The sequence below is a fragment of the Enterococcus gilvus ATCC BAA-350 genome, assembly GCF_000407545.1.
Classification (GTDB): Bacteria; Bacillota; Bacilli; order Lactobacillales; family Enterococcaceae; genus Enterococcus_A; species Enterococcus_A gilvus.
The window spans coordinates 986,028-1,005,000 of the sequence record NZ_ASWH01000001.1 but is presented as its reverse complement, the minus strand read 5'-3'; the positions used below and the strand labels follow the sequence as shown (position 1 = coordinate 1,005,000).

The following is an 18,973-nucleotide window of genomic DNA, read 5'->3' as shown; positions in this document are numbered from 1 at the left end:
GTCTACGACCACTTACTCATTCGCCCTATTCAGACTCGCTTTCGCTGCGGCTCCGTCTTTTCAACTTAACCTCGCAAGTAATCGTAACTCGCCGGTTCATTCTACAAAAGGCACGCTATCACCCATTAACGGGCTCTAACTTGTTGTAGGCACACGGTTTCAGGATCTATTTCACTCCCCTTCCGGGGTGCTTTTCACCTTTCCCTCACGGTACTGGTTCACTATCGGTCACTAGGGAGTATTTAGCCTTGGGAGATGGTCCTCCCGGATTCCGACGGAATTCCTCGTGTTCCGCCGTACTCAGGATCCTCCTAGGTGCCAGTCAAATTTTGTCTACGGGGCTTTTACCCTTTCTAGCAGACCTTTCCAGGTCCTTCGACTATCTCACTGAACTACCATATTGGAGTCCTACAACCCCAAGAGGCAAGCCTCTTGGTTTGGGCTTTTCCCGTTTCGCTCGCCGCTACTCAGGGAATCGATTTTTCTTTCTCTTCCTGCAGGTACTTAGATGTTTCAGTTCTCTGCGTCTACCTCTATTCAGCTATGTATTCACTGAAAAGTAACATCCTATAAAAGATGCTGGGTTTCCCCATTCGGAAATCTCCGGATCAAAGCTTACTTACAGCTCCCCGAAGCATATCGGTGTTAGTCCCGTCCTTCATCGGCTCCTAGTGCCAAGGCATCCACCGTGCGCCCTTATTCACTTAACCTTATCTTGACTTGCGTCAAGGGTCTTACTAATTTCCATGAGCGATCATGTTCCTTAGTAATAAATAAGCAATTGAACTTATTAAAAAACTCATTCAACGCGGTGTTCTCGGTTTGTTTAACATTTTGTTTCTGTATCCAGTTTTCAATGAACGATTTGAGAGTAGACCTCTCAAAACTGAACGAATAAAAGCAAGCCTGTGTAGTTTCCGTAACGTTCATCTAAGATGAACTATTTCCTTAGAAAGGAGGTGATCCAGCCGCACCTTCCGATACGGCTACCTTGTTACGACTTCACCCCAATCATCTATCCCACCTTAGGCGGCTGGCTCCAAAAGGTTACCTCACCGACTTCGGGTGTTACAAACTCTCGTGGTGTGACGGGCGGTGTGTACAAGGCCCGGGAACGTATTCACCGCGGCGTGCTGATCCGCGATTACTAGCGATTCCGGCTTCATGTAGGCGAGTTGCAGCCTACAATCCGAACTGAGAGAAGCTTTAAGAGATTAGCTTAGCCTCGCGACTTCGCGACTCGTTGTACTTCCCATTGTAGCACGTGTGTAGCCCAGGTCATAAGGGGCATGATGATTTGACGTCATCCCCACCTTCCTCCGGTTTGTCACCGGCAGTCTCGCTAGAGTGCCCAACTAAATGATGGCAACTAACAATAAGGGTTGCGCTCGTTGCGGGACTTAACCCAACATCTCACGACACGAGCTGACGACAACCATGCACCACCTGTCACTTTGCCCCCGAAGGGGAAGCTCTATCTCTAGAGTGGTCAAAGGATGTCAAGACCTGGTAAGGTTCTTCGCGTTGCTTCGAATTAAACCACATGCTCCACCGCTTGTGCGGGCCCCCGTCAATTCCTTTGAGTTTCAACCTTGCGGTCGTACTCCCCAGGCGGAGTGCTTAATGCGTTAGCTGCAGCACTGAAGGGCGGAAACCCTCCAACACTTAGCACTCATCGTTTACGGCGTGGACTACCAGGGTATCTAATCCTGTTTGCTCCCCACGCTTTCGAGCCTCAGCGTCAGTTACAGACCAGAGAGCCGCCTTCGCCACTGGTGTTCCTCCATATATCTACGCATTTCACCGCTACACATGGAATTCCACTCTCCTCTTCTGCACTCAAGTTTCCCAGTTTCCAATGACCCTCCCCGGTTGAGCCGGGGGCTTTCACATCAGACTTAAGAAACCGCCTGCGCTCGCTTTACGCCCAATAAATCCGGACAACGCTTGCCACCTACGTATTACCGCGGCTGCTGGCACGTAGTTAGCCGTGGCTTTCTGGTTAGATACCGTCAAGGGATGAACATTTTACTCTCATCCTTGTTCTTCTCTAACAACAGAGTTTTACGATCCGAAAACCTTCTTCACTCACGCGGCGTTGCTCGGTCAGACTTCCGTCCATTGCCGAAGATTCCCTACTGCTGCCTCCCGTAGGAGTTTGGGCCGTGTCTCAGTCCCAATGTGGCCGATCACCCTCTCAGGTCGGCTATGCATCGTTGCCTTGGTGAGCCGTTACCTCACCAACTAGCTAATGCACCGCGGGTCCATCCATCAGTGACGCAAAAGCGCCTTTCAAATAGAAACCATGCGGTTTCTATTGTTATACGGTATTAGCACCTGTTTCCAAGTGTTATCCCCTTCTGATGGGCAGGTTACCCACGTGTTACTCACCCGTTCGCCACTCCTTTTCTTTCGGTGGAGCAAGCTCCGGTGAAAGAAAAAGCGTTCGACTTGCATGTATTAGGCACGCCGCCAGCGTTCGTCCTGAGCCAGGATCAAACTCTCATATAAAGTGTTTGAAACAATCTTGCGATTGTTAAGCTCAATTGTAATAATTGACTTGCTAGCATATTGCTTGCTATGTTGTTTGCTTCTATAGAATAGAAGCGCCCTACACATTTGGTTTGTTTTATTCGTTCAGTTTTCAAAGGTCTACGTTGTTTGTCGCTTTGTTTCAGCAACTTTTATATCTTAACAGGTTACTGAGTGAATGTCAACAAATTTTTTCATTTAATTTTGAAAAAGTTTTGAAACTCAATTGACAACTTTGAAATAATAACACTTAAAAAAAAGCTTGTCAACAATTATTTTTCGTTGTTAAATCAACATGTTTCAGCAACGTTATTGATAATATCATACTGAAAAAATATGTCAAACATTTTTCAGTGCTTTTTCAAAAAAGTTTCAGGCGAACAGAAAATGGACTAGCTTTTCGCTAGTCCATTATTATTTCAATTCCGTAATGATCACTAATTATTCTTCCGTTTTTTCCATTAAAAGCAATGTTATAGCTTTCTATCTTAAATTCCCCAGAGGCAAAAATATAGTCGATCCGAAGGCTGTTCGTATTTTGACCCCACCCATCTATAGAAGTCTCCACTGTGTGCTCGCCTGTTCTTTCTTCGGCAGTATTAAAAGCATCGTGTATGTTTAAAGCACTTTTTCTGACTAAATCATATCCCTCATTGCTTTTCTTTGCATCATTATTAAAGTCCCCCATAATAATCAGCTTGTCTTGTTTTTCCATTAGGGCTTTTTCCAAAGTACGCCATTCGTAAGCAAAGGATTGCTCCAAGTTTTGCCACCAAGAGAAGTGTCCGCTTACTGCTGTAATTTTTTGAGAGCCAAATCTTGTTTCACCGATTATCGCTCTTCGCGTGTGGTAGTCTGACAGGTCCGCACTTTCGGAAAGCAACAGACTTTTTGCTTCTATAGGATTCTTTGATAACAAGCCTATCCCTTCATGATAGACATCGTAACCAATATGATTGTACGTCCAAGACCAGTAATAACGACAGTCTAATTCTTTTAAGCGTTCTGTTAAACAATAGAGGAAATTGTCTTCGTGCACTGTTTTTTGGTCAACAGTGGGTTGAAAATAATGATCTAGCTTAGCGGGAGAACTCGTTCGAAGTTGGTTCACTTCTTGTAAACCAATCAAATCATACTTCTCTTTAGCAATTTTTTTTGCCAATTCCTCAATTTGCTGCCTATCATCTTTTTCCATCCAGCTATGCGTGTTCAATGTTAGTACTTTGATTGCTCTCGCCTCACTTTAATAATCGAATGCTCCGATCGTTTCTCCTCGTGAAACGAGTCCTGTTTTATCATAATGGTAATTTTCGATCTTGTCACCATTAGTGAACACAACGATCATGGTCGTCCTCTTGCCTGCCTCTTGTATTTTCGCTAAATCTGCTGAAGCGACGATTTTTCCAGCTTTTATTTTTTCGCCTTCTTGCACTTTGATGTCGAATGCTTCTCCGCCTAGATCAACTGTATCGATACCCATGTGCAGCAGTACTTCGATTCCGTCCTCTGTCTGGATGCCGATCGCGTGTTTTGTTGGAAATACGGAAACGATCGTCCCGTTGACTGGACTGACGATCACACCATTCTCTGGAACGACTGCAAATCCTTCACCCATCATTTTTTGCGAGAAGACTTCATCTTCTACTCGATCGATTGGGATAAACTCCCCATTTGCTGGTGCTACGATCTTTGCCTGTTTTCCTAAAAATACTTGATTTTCTTCTATTGAATCCTGCATATTCTCTTGAAAATCACTTTTAGGAATTTGAACACCTGAATCTAAAAGGTCTTGAATATCTGATTTAAGGATATCCGCTTTAGGGCCATACACCGCCTGCACCCCGTTGTCTTTGACCAAAAGCCCCATTGCTCCGGCTTTTTTCCAGTCTTCCTCACTGCCTACTGCAGTTTTATCTGCTACTGTTACCCGCAGACGGGTCATGCAAGCATCCACATCGCTAATGTTTTGCGGACCGCCTAGTAAATTGATGATTTTGACGATTTGCGAATCTGCATTCGCTGATTCATTTGACGTTGTACCTGTTGCCTCTTCCGTGTCTACTTCATAATTGCCGTTTCTCCCTGGTGTCGCGTAGTTGAATTTCTTGATCATGAAGTTTGCGAAGAAGTATGTGAATACTCCAAAGGCGATACTCGTGATGACAAAGTTAAGCAAGTCGCTCCCTAACCCAGCCCGAATCGCCATCGGTACTCGCGTAAGCAGCTCGATATTCCCGAATGAATGAACACGCAAATGAATGATATCAGCCATTGCGAAAGCCGCACCTTGGATCACTGCGTAACATGCATACAATGGGACCGCAACAAACATGAACATGAATTCCAGCGGTTCTGTTACTCCTGTTAAAAATACGGCAACTGCTGCAGAAAGGAACATTGATTTGTACTTTTTCTTCTTATCAGGGTCCACATTACGATACATCGCCAATGTCAGTCCCATTAAGATACCGGTCGAACCAATCATCTGACCAACTTTGAAACGAGCGGGAGTCCATTGAGTCAGCACGTCTTGGTATTGAGACATATCTCCGCCGTTCTTCAAATTGACCAAATCAGTCGCCCATGCCAACCATAACGGGTCTTGACCAAACACTTGGCTTCCTGCTTGAGCACCCGTCAGAATCTCGTAGGTTCCGCCGAGTTGTGTATAATTCATCGGAATCGTCAGCATATGATGCAATCCGAATGGTAATAGCAGCCGTTCCAGTGTTCCATATAAAAATGGCGCTAAGATCGGTGCCGTATCTTGAGAGTTCGCGATCCATTTACCAAAGTCGTTGATCCCTGTCTGAATAACTGGCCAAATGATCGCTAAGACCAATGCTACGATCACAGAACGTAAGATGACGACGAAAGGAACAAATCGTTTGCCATTAAAGAAGGTCAAAACTTCTGGGAGTTTTCGGAAATTATAGTATTTATTGTACGCAGTCGCGCCTACAAACCCAGCGATTATACCGACAAACACGCCCATATTCAAAGCAGGAGCTTCTAGAACACTCGTAAAATAGCCATCCACCATGATTTTTTGTCCAAATAATGTTTGCGTTGTTGCCGTTGGATCAGCAAGCATATCAGACGTGACAGAGAAGATTGCGCCGGTGATTCGATTAATTAAAATAAATGATAGCCCTGCCGCGAATGCACCCCCTGCTCGTTCTTTTGCCCAGCTTCCGCCGATCGCTAAGGCAAATAGCAGATGCAAGTTTCCGATAATTGCCCAACCAACATTTTCAACAACGCCGCCGGTCGTAACGAGCCAACCGAGATTTTCATTGATCAATGGTAAAGACTTTCCGATACTGATCATTAGTCCTGCCGCTGGCATCACTGCGATCACTACCATCAAGGCCTTTCCGAACTTTTGCCAAAACTCAAAACTAAAAATCTTTTTGATTCCCTTCATCGTTGTTCCTCCTAAATAATCCGTTGCAGAATTTTACGCAATCGGTTTCGTTAATTTGCATTATATACTCACAATGGAAATTTGTAAACTCTTTCAAACAAATAAATGTTTACAGCCTTATTATTCGATACACGATTATCAATCAATTAAATCAATTAATGTTTGACTTACGCAACCGGTTGCGTGTATGATAAAGCTAAGAAACATTTAGCGTGTTTTTTATTCTTGCATCTGCGCTTTCCCAAAGGAAGAAGCATCGTCACCTGCTGCGTTAGAGTGATTTTGAAAGAAAAGAACACACCTAAAGGAAACTAGGAGGACTATTATGGAAAAAGTACAACGTATTTTTGAAATTGACCCTTGGAAGATTCGGACAACACAACTAGATAAGGAAAATCGTCGTTTGCAGGAATCATTGACCAGTATAGGCAATGGCTACATGGGCATGCGCGGAAATTTTGAAGAAAGCTACAGCGGCGACCATCACCAAGGAACCTACCTCGCAGGAATTTGGTATCCTGACAAAACCCGCGTTGGTTGGTGGAAAAATGGGTATCCCGAATATTTTGGAAAAGTCATCAATGCCATGGATTTTATTCAAATGAAACTTTTTGTTAATGATCATGAAATTGATTTAGCGACGACTGCATTTGAGGACTTCGACCTTGAATTGGATATGGAAAACGGTTTGCTCACCCGCTCTTTTGTCGCAATCGCAGGAGGTGCAACTGTTCGTTTCACTTTCGAACGTTTTCTAAGTATCGTTAAGCAGGAATTAGCGGTGATTCGTTTAACTGCTGAATGCTTAGCCGGCGACGCTCAGATAAGGGTTCTTTCCAAACTAGATAACAATGTTCAAAATGAAGACAGTAACTACGAAGAAATGTTTTGGCTAGAAAAGGAACGCGGTCACCAAATGGAGTGCAGCTTCTTGACGACACAGACCATTCCAAACGATTTTGGCATTGAGCAGTTTTCAGTAACCGGCGCCATGAAGCACGTTAGTTCTGCCGTTGGTGTTCAGCAAGACGATGCGTTAGAAGTTGCAGAAACATTTACCTATGACCTGAAACCCGATGAATCGATGCAATTAGAAAAAAGAGTCGTTATTCTGACCAGCCGTGACGTTCCTGAATCTGAGCAAAGTGAAAAAGCTCTTGCTTTGCTGGAGGCTTATGATGCTTCTTACGAGGAACTTTTAGCCGAACAAAACGCCGCTTGGGCAAAACGTTGGGCGCTAGCAGATGTTTCGATCGGCGGAGACGATGAAGCCCAACAAGGAATCCGCTTTAACATTTTCCAATTATTTTCTACTTATTATGGCGAGGACGATCGTCTAAACATCGGGCCAAAAGGGTTTACCGGAGAAAAATACGGCGGCGCTACCTATTGGGATACGGAAGCTTATGCTGTGCCGATGTATCTTGGAATCTCTGACCCAACGATCACTAAAAACTTGTTGAAGTACCGTCACAATCAATTGCCTCAAGCAAAACACAACGCACGTCAACAAGGTCTAAAAGGTGCGCTATACCCAATGGTCACATTCACTGGGGTAGAATGCCACAACGAATGGGAAATTACCTTTGAAGAAATCCATCGAAACGGTGCTATTGCTCATGCGATCTATAATTACACGACGTACACCGGAGACGAGAGCTACATTCAAAAAGAAGGATTGGAAGTTCTGACAGAGATCTCACGGTTCTGGGCAGATCGCGTCCACTACTCCAAACGCCAACAAAAATACATGATTCACGGCGTTACTGGTCCTAATGAATACGAAAACAATATAAACAATAACTGGTATACAAATTACCTAGCTACATGGGTTCTTTCCTATACTCTTGAAAATTATCAAAAATATCAAGCGCATGCGACAGTCACAATTACTCAAGAAGAGCAGACAAAGTGGCAAGACATTGTCCAAAATATGTACTTCCCTAAAGATGATGAGTTAGGCATTTTTGTTCAACACGATACCTTCTTAGATAAGGACCTATTGCCGACTTCTGCACTCGATCCAGCAGAGCGTCCATTGAACCAACATTGGTCCTGGGATAAGATTTTACGTTCTTGTTTTATCAAGCAAGCCGATGTGCTGCAAGGAATCTACTTCTTCGGGGACAGCTTCACAGATGAAGAGAAACGAAGAAATTTTGAGTTTTACGAACCAATGACTGTCCATGAGTCTTCCCTTTCTGCATCGGTCCATGCTATATTGGCTGCGGAATTGGGCTTGATCGACAAATCAATGGAAATGTACCAGCGAACTGCGCGCTTAGATCTGGACAATTACAATAATGATACAGATGACGGCCTCCACATCACTTCCATGACGGGCAGCTGGTTAGCCATCGTTCAGGGCTTTGCTCAAATGAAGACCAGCACAGGAACACTTAGCTTTGCGCCGTTGTTGCCAAAAGACTGGGATCACTATTCGTTCCACATCACCTATCGTGGAAGACTGCTCGCAGTCACTGTAACCCAGAAAGAGGTCCGCATTGACTTGAAAGATGGCTCTGCCTTCGCTATGATGCTGTATGGGCAAGAAATCACCTTGAAGGATTCAGTCAGCGTTCCTTTAGAACAGGAGGAACCAAATGTTTAAAGGTGTGTTGTTTGATCTAGACGGCGTTATCACAGATACTGCTGAGTATCATTATCTCGCTTGGAAGAAATTGGCTGATGATTTGGGCATCTCGATCGACAGGCAATTCAATGAAAAATTGAAAGGTGTCAGCCGAGAAGATTCTTTGCGGCTGATCTTAGCACATGGTCAGCGCGAAAAGGATATCTCTGAAGCAGAGTTTCAACGATTAGCAAAAATCAAAAATGACAATTATGTAGAAATGATTCAGGCCGTTTCGCCGAAAGACGTCTATCCTGGTATAGTAGACTTGTTAAAAGCATTAAAAGATGCCAATATAAAAATTTCTTTGGCTTCAGCCAGTAAAAATGGCCCCTTTTTATTAAAACAAATGGCCTTGACACCCTACTTTGATGGTATTGCGGATCCCTCGGCTGTCAAAGCAGGAAAACCAGCACCTGATATTTTCCAGTTGGCCGCGAAGGTCGTCGGACTTGCTCCTGAAGAATGTATCGGTATCGAGGATGCCCAAGCCGGTATCACTGCGATCAAGGCCAGCGGCGCCTTCCCTATTGGGGTCGGGTCAGCGGAACAGCTAGGGACAGATATTCCCGTAGTCGCTTCTACTGCCGAGTTGCGTTTGCCTTTTTTGAAACGGTTATGGGATAATTGATTTAAAAAAATAAGGATCTACTTGAAAAATTTATACTATTATTGAGAAAGGGAGATGATTTTCATGGTTACTACAGTTAAGGACGTGGCAAAAAAAGCAAAAGTCTCCCCTTCTACCGTTTCTCGTGTGATCAATGATCATCCGAGTATTTCAGATGAAACAAAACAACGTGTGCGAAAGATCATGGATGAGATGGGGTATTTTCCGAATGTCACTGCTCGAAATCTAGGCAAGCAGCGGGCAAATTCATTAGGCGTGATCCTTCCACCTTTGGATTCGCGTGAGCGTTTAGGAAATCCACTTTATCTGGAGCTGTTGAACGCGATAAATGAAACAGCAGCAGAATTCCAAGTAACTACAGCAGTTGCTTCAGCCAACAACAGTGAAACCTTGTTGGAAAACGTCATTCGAATGCATCGCCAAAAGCAGGTCGATGGCTTTATCTTGGCCTATTCCGAGAAGGACGATCCTGTAGCGGAGTACCTTTTTCAAAACCAGGTGCCCTTTACCCTGATCGGCCGGCCGGCTAAACGAGAGGCGGAGATCGTCTATGTTGATAACGATAACCAACTATTAGGAAAGCAGGCCACCGAACATTTGATTGAAAAAGGCCATAAGAACATCTTGTTCGTTTCAAACGTGACGCAAGAGGTCATTTTCTTTGAGCGATATTTCGGTTATCAGGAGGCGATGATGCTGCAAGGTCTGCCGACCAACCAGCCTTTGACGATGCTTCACCCTGAGGACTACACAAAATTTCCTGAGGTGATCAAAGAAACAGGCGCCACTGCCCTTGTTGTGATCGATGATATTTTTGCGTTAAGAATGATTCAATTAGCCACCTTGCACGGATACAATGTTCCTGACGATCTTTCCGTCATCAGCTTCAATAATTCAATTTTTGCGACGCTGGTCCATCCATACCTCACGACAATCGATATCGACATTTCCGATTTAGGGCGTTTGGGTACCGAAAAATTGATGGAGCAGATCAATCAGAAGCAATCCACTGGTGTACAATTGGTCGTGCCGCATCATTTGATCCAAAGAGAAACGGTTCGTACGATTTAAATTATCCTTAAATACACCCTGTCCAACTTGTGACAGGGTGTTCTTTTTGTATATACTTACGAAAAAATCAGAAAGAAAGTGGTCCGAATGATTCTATTTTTAGCCCTATGCGCTGGGCTCTTTCTGATCTATTGCCGATACTCCACCTATCAATTGACGGAAAAGCATTTTAAGATCAAAAAGAACGACGCACTCTCGATCAAACCCGGAATAAAAGAAGGCGTGACGATTGCTCAAATCAGCGACAGTCATTTTTCTCCCTTCTACTCACCTAAGCGTTTTGATAAGATCGTGACTAAACTCAATCAGGCAGAGCCGGACATCGTCTTGTTCACTGGCGATTTGATTGAAAATTACCAATACTGGCAAACACGTGACTGTGAAGCCATCAGTCAGCAGCTCGCAAAAATCCAAGCTCCAAGTGGAAAATTTGCCATACTGGGCAACCACGATTATCGTTCTGGCGGTCGCGAAGCAGTCAGCAAGATCTTGCGTGCCGGCGGATTTACTTTATTGAACAACCAAAGCACACTCACAGACCAAATCAGTTTAACCGGCATCGATGACGGGCAAGAAGGGCAGCCTGATTACGATACACAGCCGCAAAAAGCTGTTTTCTCTATCTTGATGATCCACGAGCCTGATCAAGTGCAGCAGCTGACAGATTTGAGTCGCTTCGATTTGATCCTGGCTGGACACAGTCACGGCGGACAGATTCGCTTTCCAATTGCGCCCTATAAAAATGTTGGGTCAAAAGTTTACGACCAAGGAATCTATCCCTTGACTCCACAGACAAGTTTGATCGTTAATACCGGTTTGGGGACGACTGGGCCGCCGCTGCGCTTCAGAGTCACTCCGGAGATTTTATACTTTCATTTATAACGAGTCATTGAAAGATCCTTTTGTTATACACAAAATCAGTCTAAGCAAAAAGAGTTTGAACGTTTCCTCATAAGGTGAACGTTCAAACTCTTTTTTATGCACGGATTTTTTGTTTGATATAAGGAATCATGAGTGGGACCAATGAAATGGCTACGATCAGCAGCATGATCAATGAGAAATGATCACTGACGATCGGAATATTTCCTAAGAAGTATCCTGCCAGACTGATTACCGTGCCCCAAACAATGGCGCCAAAAATATTAAAGCTCGAAAAAATTCCCCAGTTCATTTTACTCGAACCTGCAATGAACGGAATAAAGGTCCGAACAAACGGCATGAAACGCCCTAAAAAGATCGTCCACTTTCCCCGCTCGTTGAAAAAATTCTCTGCTTCTTTCACTTTGTCTTCTTTAATGAATCGTGAGATCGGACGATGATACAACGCTCGAACTCCCAGTGTGTGCCCAATCCAATAATTCATCATATCGCCTAAGATTGCTGCGATCACACAAACACCGATCACATACGGCAAATGCAAAACATTTCCTCCTAACGCAGTCAACGCACCCGCTGCAAAGAGAAACGAATCACCGGGTAAAAACGGAAAAATGACAACCCCTGTTTCAATAAAAACAATTGCAAATAAAATAGGATAGATCCCTAACCCATATTGATGAACCAAAGACACCATATGGGCATCGATATGCAAAATAAAATCGATCAAAGCCATTCAATAAACGCTCCTTCATAAAATAGTCTCTCTAATCATACGACTTTTCTCAAAAAAAGAAAGCGTCCGTTGCTCCTTTATAGAAAAAATCAAAAGTAGGCATAAAATGGTATAATAAACAAAAAGGGTAAAAGGAGTAGTTTATGAGCGTTCTTTCTCATATGAAAAGCATGCAGAAGGATATGTCTGCAGCCGAAAAAAAAATTTACTGCTTCATACGCGACAATAGCGAAAAAGCCGCAAGCATGACCGCTAACGAAATCGCAGAAGCTTCTGGATCAAGTGCCCCCACGGTGGTGCGCTTCTCAAAAAAAATGGGCTTCAATAGTCTGACTGATTTCAAGATCGAGCTTTCTGCCGAAACGATGCAAAAACGCAGTAAGAATACCTATAGCGATGTCGACCATGACGAATCTTTCCATAGCCTAAAAAGCAAATTGGCAAGCAACGCCCGCTTTACCATTGATGAGACAACCGCCTTGTTCAGTGAAGAAGAGTTCATTTCTGCCTGCAAATTGCTGGAGGAAAAAGCTTTCTGCTATGTTTTAGGTATTGGCGCCTCTAACTTGGCAGCAACCGACATCGTTCAGAAATGGAGCCGCCTAGGAAAGAATGTCATCAGCGAACCGGATTACAATACTATTTTGCCGCAGCTCGTGCTGCATCAAAAAGAAGCGGTGATTTGGCTGATTTCCAATTCCGGGCTGACTTCTGAATTGATCGCGCTGGCCGAAACGGCGAAGGATTTGGGTATCCCGATCATTACATTGACCCAGTTTGGACAAAATCCGTTGGCGAAGCTTTCGGATGTGAGCTTGCGAACCTCTCGTCCGACAGAAGCAACGTACCGCAGTGCAGCGACGGACTCGATCTTGGCACAGTTTATTACGATCGATCTTCTCTTTTATGTCTACATTAGTCGGAACCAAGAAAATGCCGAAAAAATTTATACAACAAGAGCCATCGTACAAGAATACCGAAAAAAATATTTTTGAAGAAAGGACATAGGGGCACACTTGCCTCCATGCCCTTTTTCTTTCGTTAGTCCGCTCGTTCTTTGATCCCTCTCCTTTTCCTACATAAAAAAACTCTCTTATGTGAGCGACGCATAATCTCACATAAGAGAGTGTATCAAACGATTCTATTATTTCGTTGTTGCTTTGAACACTTCTTCTGATGCCTTGACCGCACCAGTTTTTTCCAACACATGTGTGCCGACATCTGTCATGTTCGTAATCAGGACCATCATAGATGTGCCTTTACCAGCAGCTTTTACCGCTGTTAGATCAACTGTGGCCACTTGTGTGTCTGACGTCACTGTCTGACCCTCTGATACGAGAATCTCAAAAGGCTTGCCGTCTAATTCCACGGTATTGATCCCCATATGCAATAAGACTTCTAGACCGCTGTCCGTCGTGATCCCGATCGCATGTTTCGTAGGGAAGACTGTGGAGATTTTTCCTGAAACAGGGGAAAAGATCGCGCCGTCTGTTGGTTCAACAAAATAGCCTTCACCCATCATTTTTTCAGCAAATACGGGATCTGCCGCTTCTTCTAACGGATGAACAGAGCCATTTGCTACTGCTGTGAAAACATTTGTTACTTGTGCAGAAACAGGGGCAGTTGTTGCTTCTGTTGGTTCAACAACAGGGGCTTCCGCTAATTCTTGTTCTGCTAATTTGTCTTTTGGAATACCAAAGAAATACGTTGCGATAAAGCCGCCGACATACGCTGCCAACAATCCTAGGACATAGCCCCACCAGCGACCATTTGCAATCAATGGAATCAAAGCTGCCCCAGAAGGACCAATCGCGATCGAACCAACGCCGCCGATTGCGCCGATCACAGCACCACCGATACCGCCGCCGATACAAGCAGTGATGAATGGACGGCCTAATGGCAAGGTCACACCGTAGATCAACGGTTCGCCGATCCCCAAGATCCCAACAGGCAACGCGCCTTTGATCATCTCAGTCAATTCTTTGTCTTTACGCAATCTGATCCAAAGAGCAAACGCCGCACCTACTTGTCCAGCACCCGCCATGGCTAAGATTGGCAACAACATGGTCTTTCCAGTTTCATCGATCATTTGTACATGAATCGGTGTCAATATTTGATGCAGACCAAACATTACCATCGGCAGGAACAATGCCCCTAATACAAACCCTGAGAAGGCACCGCCCACTGCTAATACCCAGTTGATACCGCCAACCATGCCATTAGAAATGAAGCCGGCTAAAGGCATGATCAGGAAAATTTCCAGCAACCCGATGACGAGCAAGGAGAGCATGGGGGTTATGATGATATCCACGGCATCCGGTACGATTTGATGCAATTTCTTTTCAACGATCGACAGCAACCACACAGCAAAGATCACACCAATGATCCCGCCTTGTCCAGCAGCTAAAGCATCGCCAGTAAACAGGTTCTTGATTGGTGCTTCAGGATTCATTCCGGTCAATAGTACGACCGCTCCGATAACCCCGCCAAGTGTTGGGTTTGCTCCAAAGACTTGTGCTGCATTGACCCCTGTAAAGATTACTAAGTAGCTGAACATCCCATTTTTCAGAATGTTCAAGACATCTACAAACTGCTGCCAAGTAGCCGCATCCAACGTTCCAGCGGTGATCAGATTGGCCATGATCGCTGCCACACCTGCGACTAACCCTGAACCAACAAATGCCGGGATCATTGGAACGAAAATATTAGAAATATCTTTTAAGACTGCTTTGAAAGGCGATTTCTTTTGTTTGGCCTTCTGAGCGGCTTTCATTTCAGCGGCTTTGGCGTTGACTTTGTCTTTGCCTGAACCTTGAGGCAATTCTTCCCCAAGACTGACACCCGCCATATCAACCATTTCTTTGGCAACTTTGTTCACTTTTCCTGGCCCGATGATGACTTGCAGCTGTTCATCGTCGACTACCCCTAGAACACCAGGAATGCTTTTCAATTTTGATTGATCGACTTTGCTGTCATCTCTGACACTCATACGAACACGCGTCATACAATGAACGACGCTTTGGACGTTTTCCATACCGCCGGCGCCATCGTAGATCTCTTTTGCAATTTGGTTCAAGGTTAGTTCTTCTTTTGCCATTTTTCTTTCCCCCTAAATCGTCTTTTTAACAAATCCATCGGCTTGGATCAATTTTTCTGCTGCTTCTTCTTTTGTACTGTCTGTCAAGATCATCACGATCGCCAATTTCACATTTTGCGCTGCTTCGTCAAAATAGCGTGCGGCTGTTTCGTAGTCCGCATCTGTTGCCTGCATGATAATACGTTTTGACCGTTCAACCAATTTTTCATTGGTCGGTTTCACATCCACCATCAAGTTGTTGTAGACTTTTCCAATACCAATCATGCTGATCGTCGAGATCATGTTTAAAATCAATTTTTGCGCTGTGCCAGATTTCAAACGTGTAGAGCCTGTTAGAAATTCAGGTCCGCAATCGACTTCGATCGGTAATTCTGCATGCTTGCTGATCGCTGCATCTTTGTTACACGCCACTGTTCCAGTAGAAGCACCAATCGAACAGGCGTAATCCAATCCGCCGATGACATAAGGCGTACGTCCGCTAGCTGCGATTCCAATCACCATGTCTTTCGCTGTTAACTGTAAATCTTTTAGATCCTGTGCGCCAAGTTCTGCATCATCTTCTGCTCCTTCAACAGCCACTGTCATTGCCTGTTCACCACCTGCGATCAGACCAACGACCATTTCAGGTTCTACCCCAAACGTTGGCACGCACTCAGCAGCATCTAAGACACCTAACCGACCGCTCGTGCCGGCACCCATATAGATCAAGCGTCCGCCCTTTTTGAAGGAAGCGATCGTAGCGGATACTACTTTTTCAATTTGCGGCAGTTGTTCAGCCACGGCATCCGGTACCTTGTGGTCTTCTTGGTTCATTAGCTTCACGGCTTGTGCCACACTCATCTCATCCAAGCCAAAAGTTGTTTCATTGCGTCGTTCGGTCGTTAAATTTTCTAAATTGATCATTTCTATTCCACACTCTCTAAAATAAATTTCTGTCCTGCTTTTATCTGTTGGATCAATGGACGATCCTTTTCGATCACTTGCGCGACCACATTTACTTTTTCATCTGCGGGCAATGCATGTTTAACAAGTTGTATCTCGCCCATATAGCGCAGATAGTTCACATTGTCGATCGTTACGGCCCCTTCGCTACGTTCCCTCATTTGCAATGGGACGACGTGGGGGATTTTTTTAAAGCGTGCCTCCGCGCTTCGAATTACATCACGTGCTTCATCCTGCCGATTGACATGTTCTCCTAAAATATAAGCCACTTGTTCGTCGAGTGCTTCTACCTTAAGTTTTATCGTTTCTTCTTTAATATAGGAAGAAAATTGTCTTCGGACACCCTCCGATAACCCATTATCTCCGATATACACCTTATCCGTATCTCCACGAAGATCCAATGCAGCAGCCAAAGGATGAACGCCTCGGTGCTCTTCCAGTGTCGGTAAACCTTGATAGAGCGGCCCTCGCAACTGCGCATCGCCTGGTACAAAACCTTGGATCGTAAAGCCGTGAGATTTTAACCAGCCATTTTTTTCGTGGTACCAGCTTTTATCTAAAGCGGTTTCAGGTCTTGGATAGTAATTGTGCCATGCCTCTAAATGATCGATCTTCGCATTTGCTTCTCGTAATTCTTGAATATCCAGCTCAGTGATCGTCGAAGCATTTAATGCGATCGGCAGTTTTCTAGACAATTCAGCGATCTGCTGGTTGCTGATGTGGTAATCCATCCGCAAACCGGTCACACCGATTTCTGTAAGCTCTTCGACACGATCAAAAGAAAAGCCGGCACGTTTCAAAGCGTCACCTGAAATATCGACCATTAGTTCCAAGTCGTATTTTTTTGCGATCGCGCCAAGATCCGTCAAGCGCTTACGATACTGTGCTGCATCGTCTTCCGGGATATGTAACGAAGTGAATATACCAGTAAACCCATTTTGGGCCATTTCTGCAATGTAACTTGTTGTTTCCTTTGATAACTCTTCATTTAGGAATATCGAAAAACCAAACATTTGCTTCCTCCTTCTTTGACATAGTTAGAAAAATAGTTCGGGTCATACCAATGACTTATTTGCTGAACATAAAAGCCTTTAGCGATTGATTGCCTGACCGACTTAAAGGAACGTTTGTTGCTTTCATCACTCTGCTTGCCAGCGTTAGAATTATTTTTTAATGTAAAAGCCACGAAATGATTCCTCACCTGTACCAATTCGATCGATCATTCGATCAAAAGCAGCACCTTGTTAATGAAAACCATTTCAACATTACGAGCTGATTATAACTTCTATTGTCGATGATTGCAATACTATTTCATATATTTTTATTTTTTATGAAATATCATTTCTTATTTTATGAGCAGACATTCCGCTTTTTTTCTTCTTTTTAGGTATACTGGTCAATGGAACTTGAAAGGGGAATCATTGATATGAAAATCGCAATTGCTGGAGCGGGTGCAATGGGGAGTCGCATCGGGTTGATGCTCCATCAAACAGGCAATGAAGTGATATTGATTGATCGCTGGCCGGACCATATTAAGGCCATTCGCGAAAATGGATTGATTGGTGAGTTTGAAGATCACGAAGTAGTCGCTCACCTGCCGATATATTCACCAGAAGAAATCGTAGAGGATCACGCAAACGTTGATTTAGTCGTTGCATTGACAAAATCCATGCAGCTAGAGGCAATGTTTCAGGATATTCAGCCGATCATCGGGAAAGAGACTTTCGTCTTTTGTTTATTAAATGGGTTAGGCCATGAAGAGACTTTGTCGAAATTCGTACCGAGAGAAAATATTATCTTCGGTACCACTACTTGGACGGCCGGACTGTCTGGTCCCGGACATGCAAAGCTGGTGGGAAGCGGAAGTATCGAAATGGAAAATCTGGAGCCGAAGGGCAAAGCCTTCACGCTAGAGGTATTAGAAGTCTTTCAAAATGCTGGATTGAATCCTATCTATAGTAACAATGTTCGTTACTCGATCTGGAAGAAGGCTTGTATCAATGGAACACTGAATGGCTTATGTACGATCTTGGATTGCAACATCGCTGATTTTGGTTCCATGAGTGTTGCCAGAGGAATCATCGAAACAATCGTGGGCGAATTTGCCGCAGTTGCTTCAGCCGAAGGGATCGATCTTGATCAGGAGCAAGTCATTCAAGCGATCGAAGCTACCTATGATGTCAAAACGCAGGGATTGCATTTTCCTTCAATGTACCAAGACTTGATTCGCAATCACCGTAAAACAGAAATCGATTATATCAACGGTGCTGTTTGGCAAAAAGGAAAAATGTATCAGATTTCTACGCCGTACTGTGCTTTCTTGACGCAATTGATCCACGGAAAAGAAGAATTATTGAATGCAAAATAAAAAAAGCGCCTAGGCGCTTTTTTTATTAGGAATGATAGCTATTTTTTTCCAATAAAGAATGAAACGACTGCAACAACAATCACAGCGCCAATAATAGAAGGAACTAAAGCCATACCTGCTAAGCTAGGGCCCCAAGTGCCGAATAGTGCTTGACCAATGGCCGAACCTACCAAACCAGCGACAATATTAGCTATCCAGCCCATAGAACCGCCCTTTTTAGTAATTGCTCCTGCAATAACACCAATAAGTGCTCCGATGATTAATGTCCATAACCAACCCATTCTGTTCTCCCTCTTTCTATAGATAATAATTACATTATCATGTTACAAATAATCTTCATTTTTTCCTATCAATCTGCTCAAAATCTCATGTCCATTTCAGCCAAACATCTAAAAAAGTCTTGATACAACAGGTTTTTCGACTTTTTATCGCCTTACTTCAAAAATTTCTTGAGTGAGGAAAAATCTGACGGAAAAAATCCTCTTTTATCAGTAAATCACGATTTTCAATGCAACGATTTAACAAAAATTGTTTTAAGTCCGTTTTTGTTCATAAATCGGATAAATTGCTTTATAAAATAACTAAGACGTGCTTTTTTGAACAGTACAATGAAAATTAAATGAAATTATTTTCATGAAAATGGAATTGTCAGAATATTTTG

The 18,973-nt window shown here is 43.9% G+C and carries 13 protein-coding genes and 2 rRNA genes (1 of these 15 running past the window's edge); 6 read left to right on the top strand and 9 right to left on the bottom strand.

All coding sequences use genetic code 11. The features are described from left to right. From I592_RS04915 to I592_RS04900, 4 genes are all read right to left on the bottom strand, one after another. Positions 1-710 (bottom strand): 23S ribosomal RNA (locus tag I592_RS04915) (it extends 2,203 nt beyond the left edge of the window). 242 nt (positions 711-952) lie between these two features. After that, a 16S ribosomal RNA gene (locus I592_RS04910) occupies positions 953-2,511 on the bottom strand. The 16S and 23S rRNA genes sit together here, the layout of an rRNA operon. A 424-nt stretch (positions 2,512-2,935) precedes the next feature. Further along, positions 2,936-3,727, bottom strand: coding sequence for an endonuclease/exonuclease/phosphatase family protein (locus tag I592_RS04905; protein ID WP_010781324.1), 792 nt, complete (start codon positions 3,725-3,727; stop codon positions 2,936-2,938). Between the two features lie 48 nt (positions 3,728-3,775). Beyond that, positions 3,776-5,959, bottom strand: coding sequence for a PTS transporter subunit IIBC (locus I592_RS04900; protein WP_010781325.1), 2,184 nt, complete (start codon positions 5,957-5,959; stop codon positions 3,776-3,778). Positions 5,960-6,284: 325 nt separating this feature from the next. Between I592_RS04900 and I592_RS04895 the strand changes: the two genes are divergently transcribed. The 4 genes from I592_RS04895 to I592_RS04880 all read left to right on the top strand — a co-directional run bounded on the left by I592_RS04895 (position 6,285) and on the right by I592_RS04880 (position 11,175). Continuing rightward, positions 6,285-8,570, top strand: coding sequence for a glycoside hydrolase family 65 protein (locus tag I592_RS04895; protein WP_010781326.1), 2,286 nt, complete (start codon positions 6,285-6,287; stop codon positions 8,568-8,570). Then, positions 8,563-9,222, top strand: a complete 660-nt coding sequence (gene pgmB, locus I592_RS04890; RefSeq protein WP_010781327.1) for a beta-phosphoglucomutase — start codon at positions 8,563-8,565, stop codon at positions 9,220-9,222. Before I592_RS04895 ends, pgmB begins: the two co-directional genes overlap by 8 nt. Positions 9,223-9,285: 63 nt before the next feature. After that, positions 9,286-10,293, top strand: a complete 1,008-nt coding sequence (locus I592_RS04885; RefSeq protein ID WP_010781328.1) for a LacI family DNA-binding transcriptional regulator — start codon at positions 9,286-9,288, stop codon at positions 10,291-10,293. A gap of 87 nt (positions 10,294-10,380) precedes the next feature. Beyond that, complete coding sequence (locus I592_RS04880) at positions 10,381-11,175, top strand: metallophosphoesterase (protein ID WP_010781329.1); 795 nt, start codon at positions 10,381-10,383, stop codon at positions 11,173-11,175. 94 nt (positions 11,176-11,269) lie between these two features. Here the strand turns inward: I592_RS04880 and I592_RS04875 are convergent, their stop codons facing one another. Further along, positions 11,270-11,905, bottom strand: coding sequence for a VTT domain-containing protein (locus I592_RS04875; protein ID WP_010781330.1), 636 nt, complete (start codon positions 11,903-11,905; stop codon positions 11,270-11,272). A 143-nt stretch (positions 11,906-12,048) separates the two neighbouring features. Between I592_RS04875 and I592_RS04870 the strand changes: the two genes are divergently transcribed. After that, entirely contained in the window at positions 12,049-12,900 is an 852-nt protein-coding gene (locus tag I592_RS04870; protein WP_010781331.1) for a MurR/RpiR family transcriptional regulator, read from the top strand. Positions 12,901-13,049: 149 nt separating this feature from the next. Here I592_RS04870 and I592_RS04865 read toward each other — a convergent pair whose 3' ends face one another. Genes I592_RS04865 through I592_RS04855 form a run of 3 tightly spaced genes read right to left on the bottom strand, consistent with a single transcriptional unit; the run spans position 13,050 to position 16,957 of the window. After that, complete coding sequence (locus tag I592_RS04865) at positions 13,050-15,002, bottom strand: glucose PTS transporter subunit IIA (RefSeq protein ID WP_010781332.1); 1,953 nt, start codon at positions 15,000-15,002, stop codon at positions 13,050-13,052. A 12-nt stretch (positions 15,003-15,014) separates the two neighbouring features. Further along, the gene (murQ, locus tag I592_RS04860) at positions 15,015-15,911 is read right to left on the bottom strand and encodes an N-acetylmuramic acid 6-phosphate etherase (protein WP_099046851.1); all 897 of its coding nucleotides are present in this window, start codon (positions 15,909-15,911) and stop codon (positions 15,015-15,017) included. Then, positions 15,908-16,957, bottom strand: a complete 1,050-nt coding sequence (locus I592_RS04855; RefSeq protein ID WP_010781334.1) for a DUF871 domain-containing protein — start codon at positions 16,955-16,957, stop codon at positions 15,908-15,910. The genes murQ and I592_RS04855 overlap by 4 nt, the downstream gene beginning before the upstream one ends. Before the next feature lie 413 nt (positions 16,958-17,370). Here I592_RS04855 and I592_RS04850 point away from each other — a divergent pair, with 413 nt between their 5' ends. Further along, entirely contained in the window at positions 17,371-18,312 is a 942-nt protein-coding gene (locus I592_RS04850; RefSeq protein WP_010781335.1) for a 2-dehydropantoate 2-reductase, read from the top strand. 38 nt (positions 18,313-18,350) lie between these two features. On the opposite strand, the gene I592_RS04845 is transcribed toward I592_RS04850, so the two are convergent. Beyond that, complete coding sequence (locus tag I592_RS04845; RefSeq protein ID WP_010781336.1) at positions 18,351-18,593, bottom strand: GlsB/YeaQ/YmgE family stress response membrane protein; 243 nt, start codon at positions 18,591-18,593, stop codon at positions 18,351-18,353. Positions 18,594-18,973 lie beyond the last annotated feature (380 nt).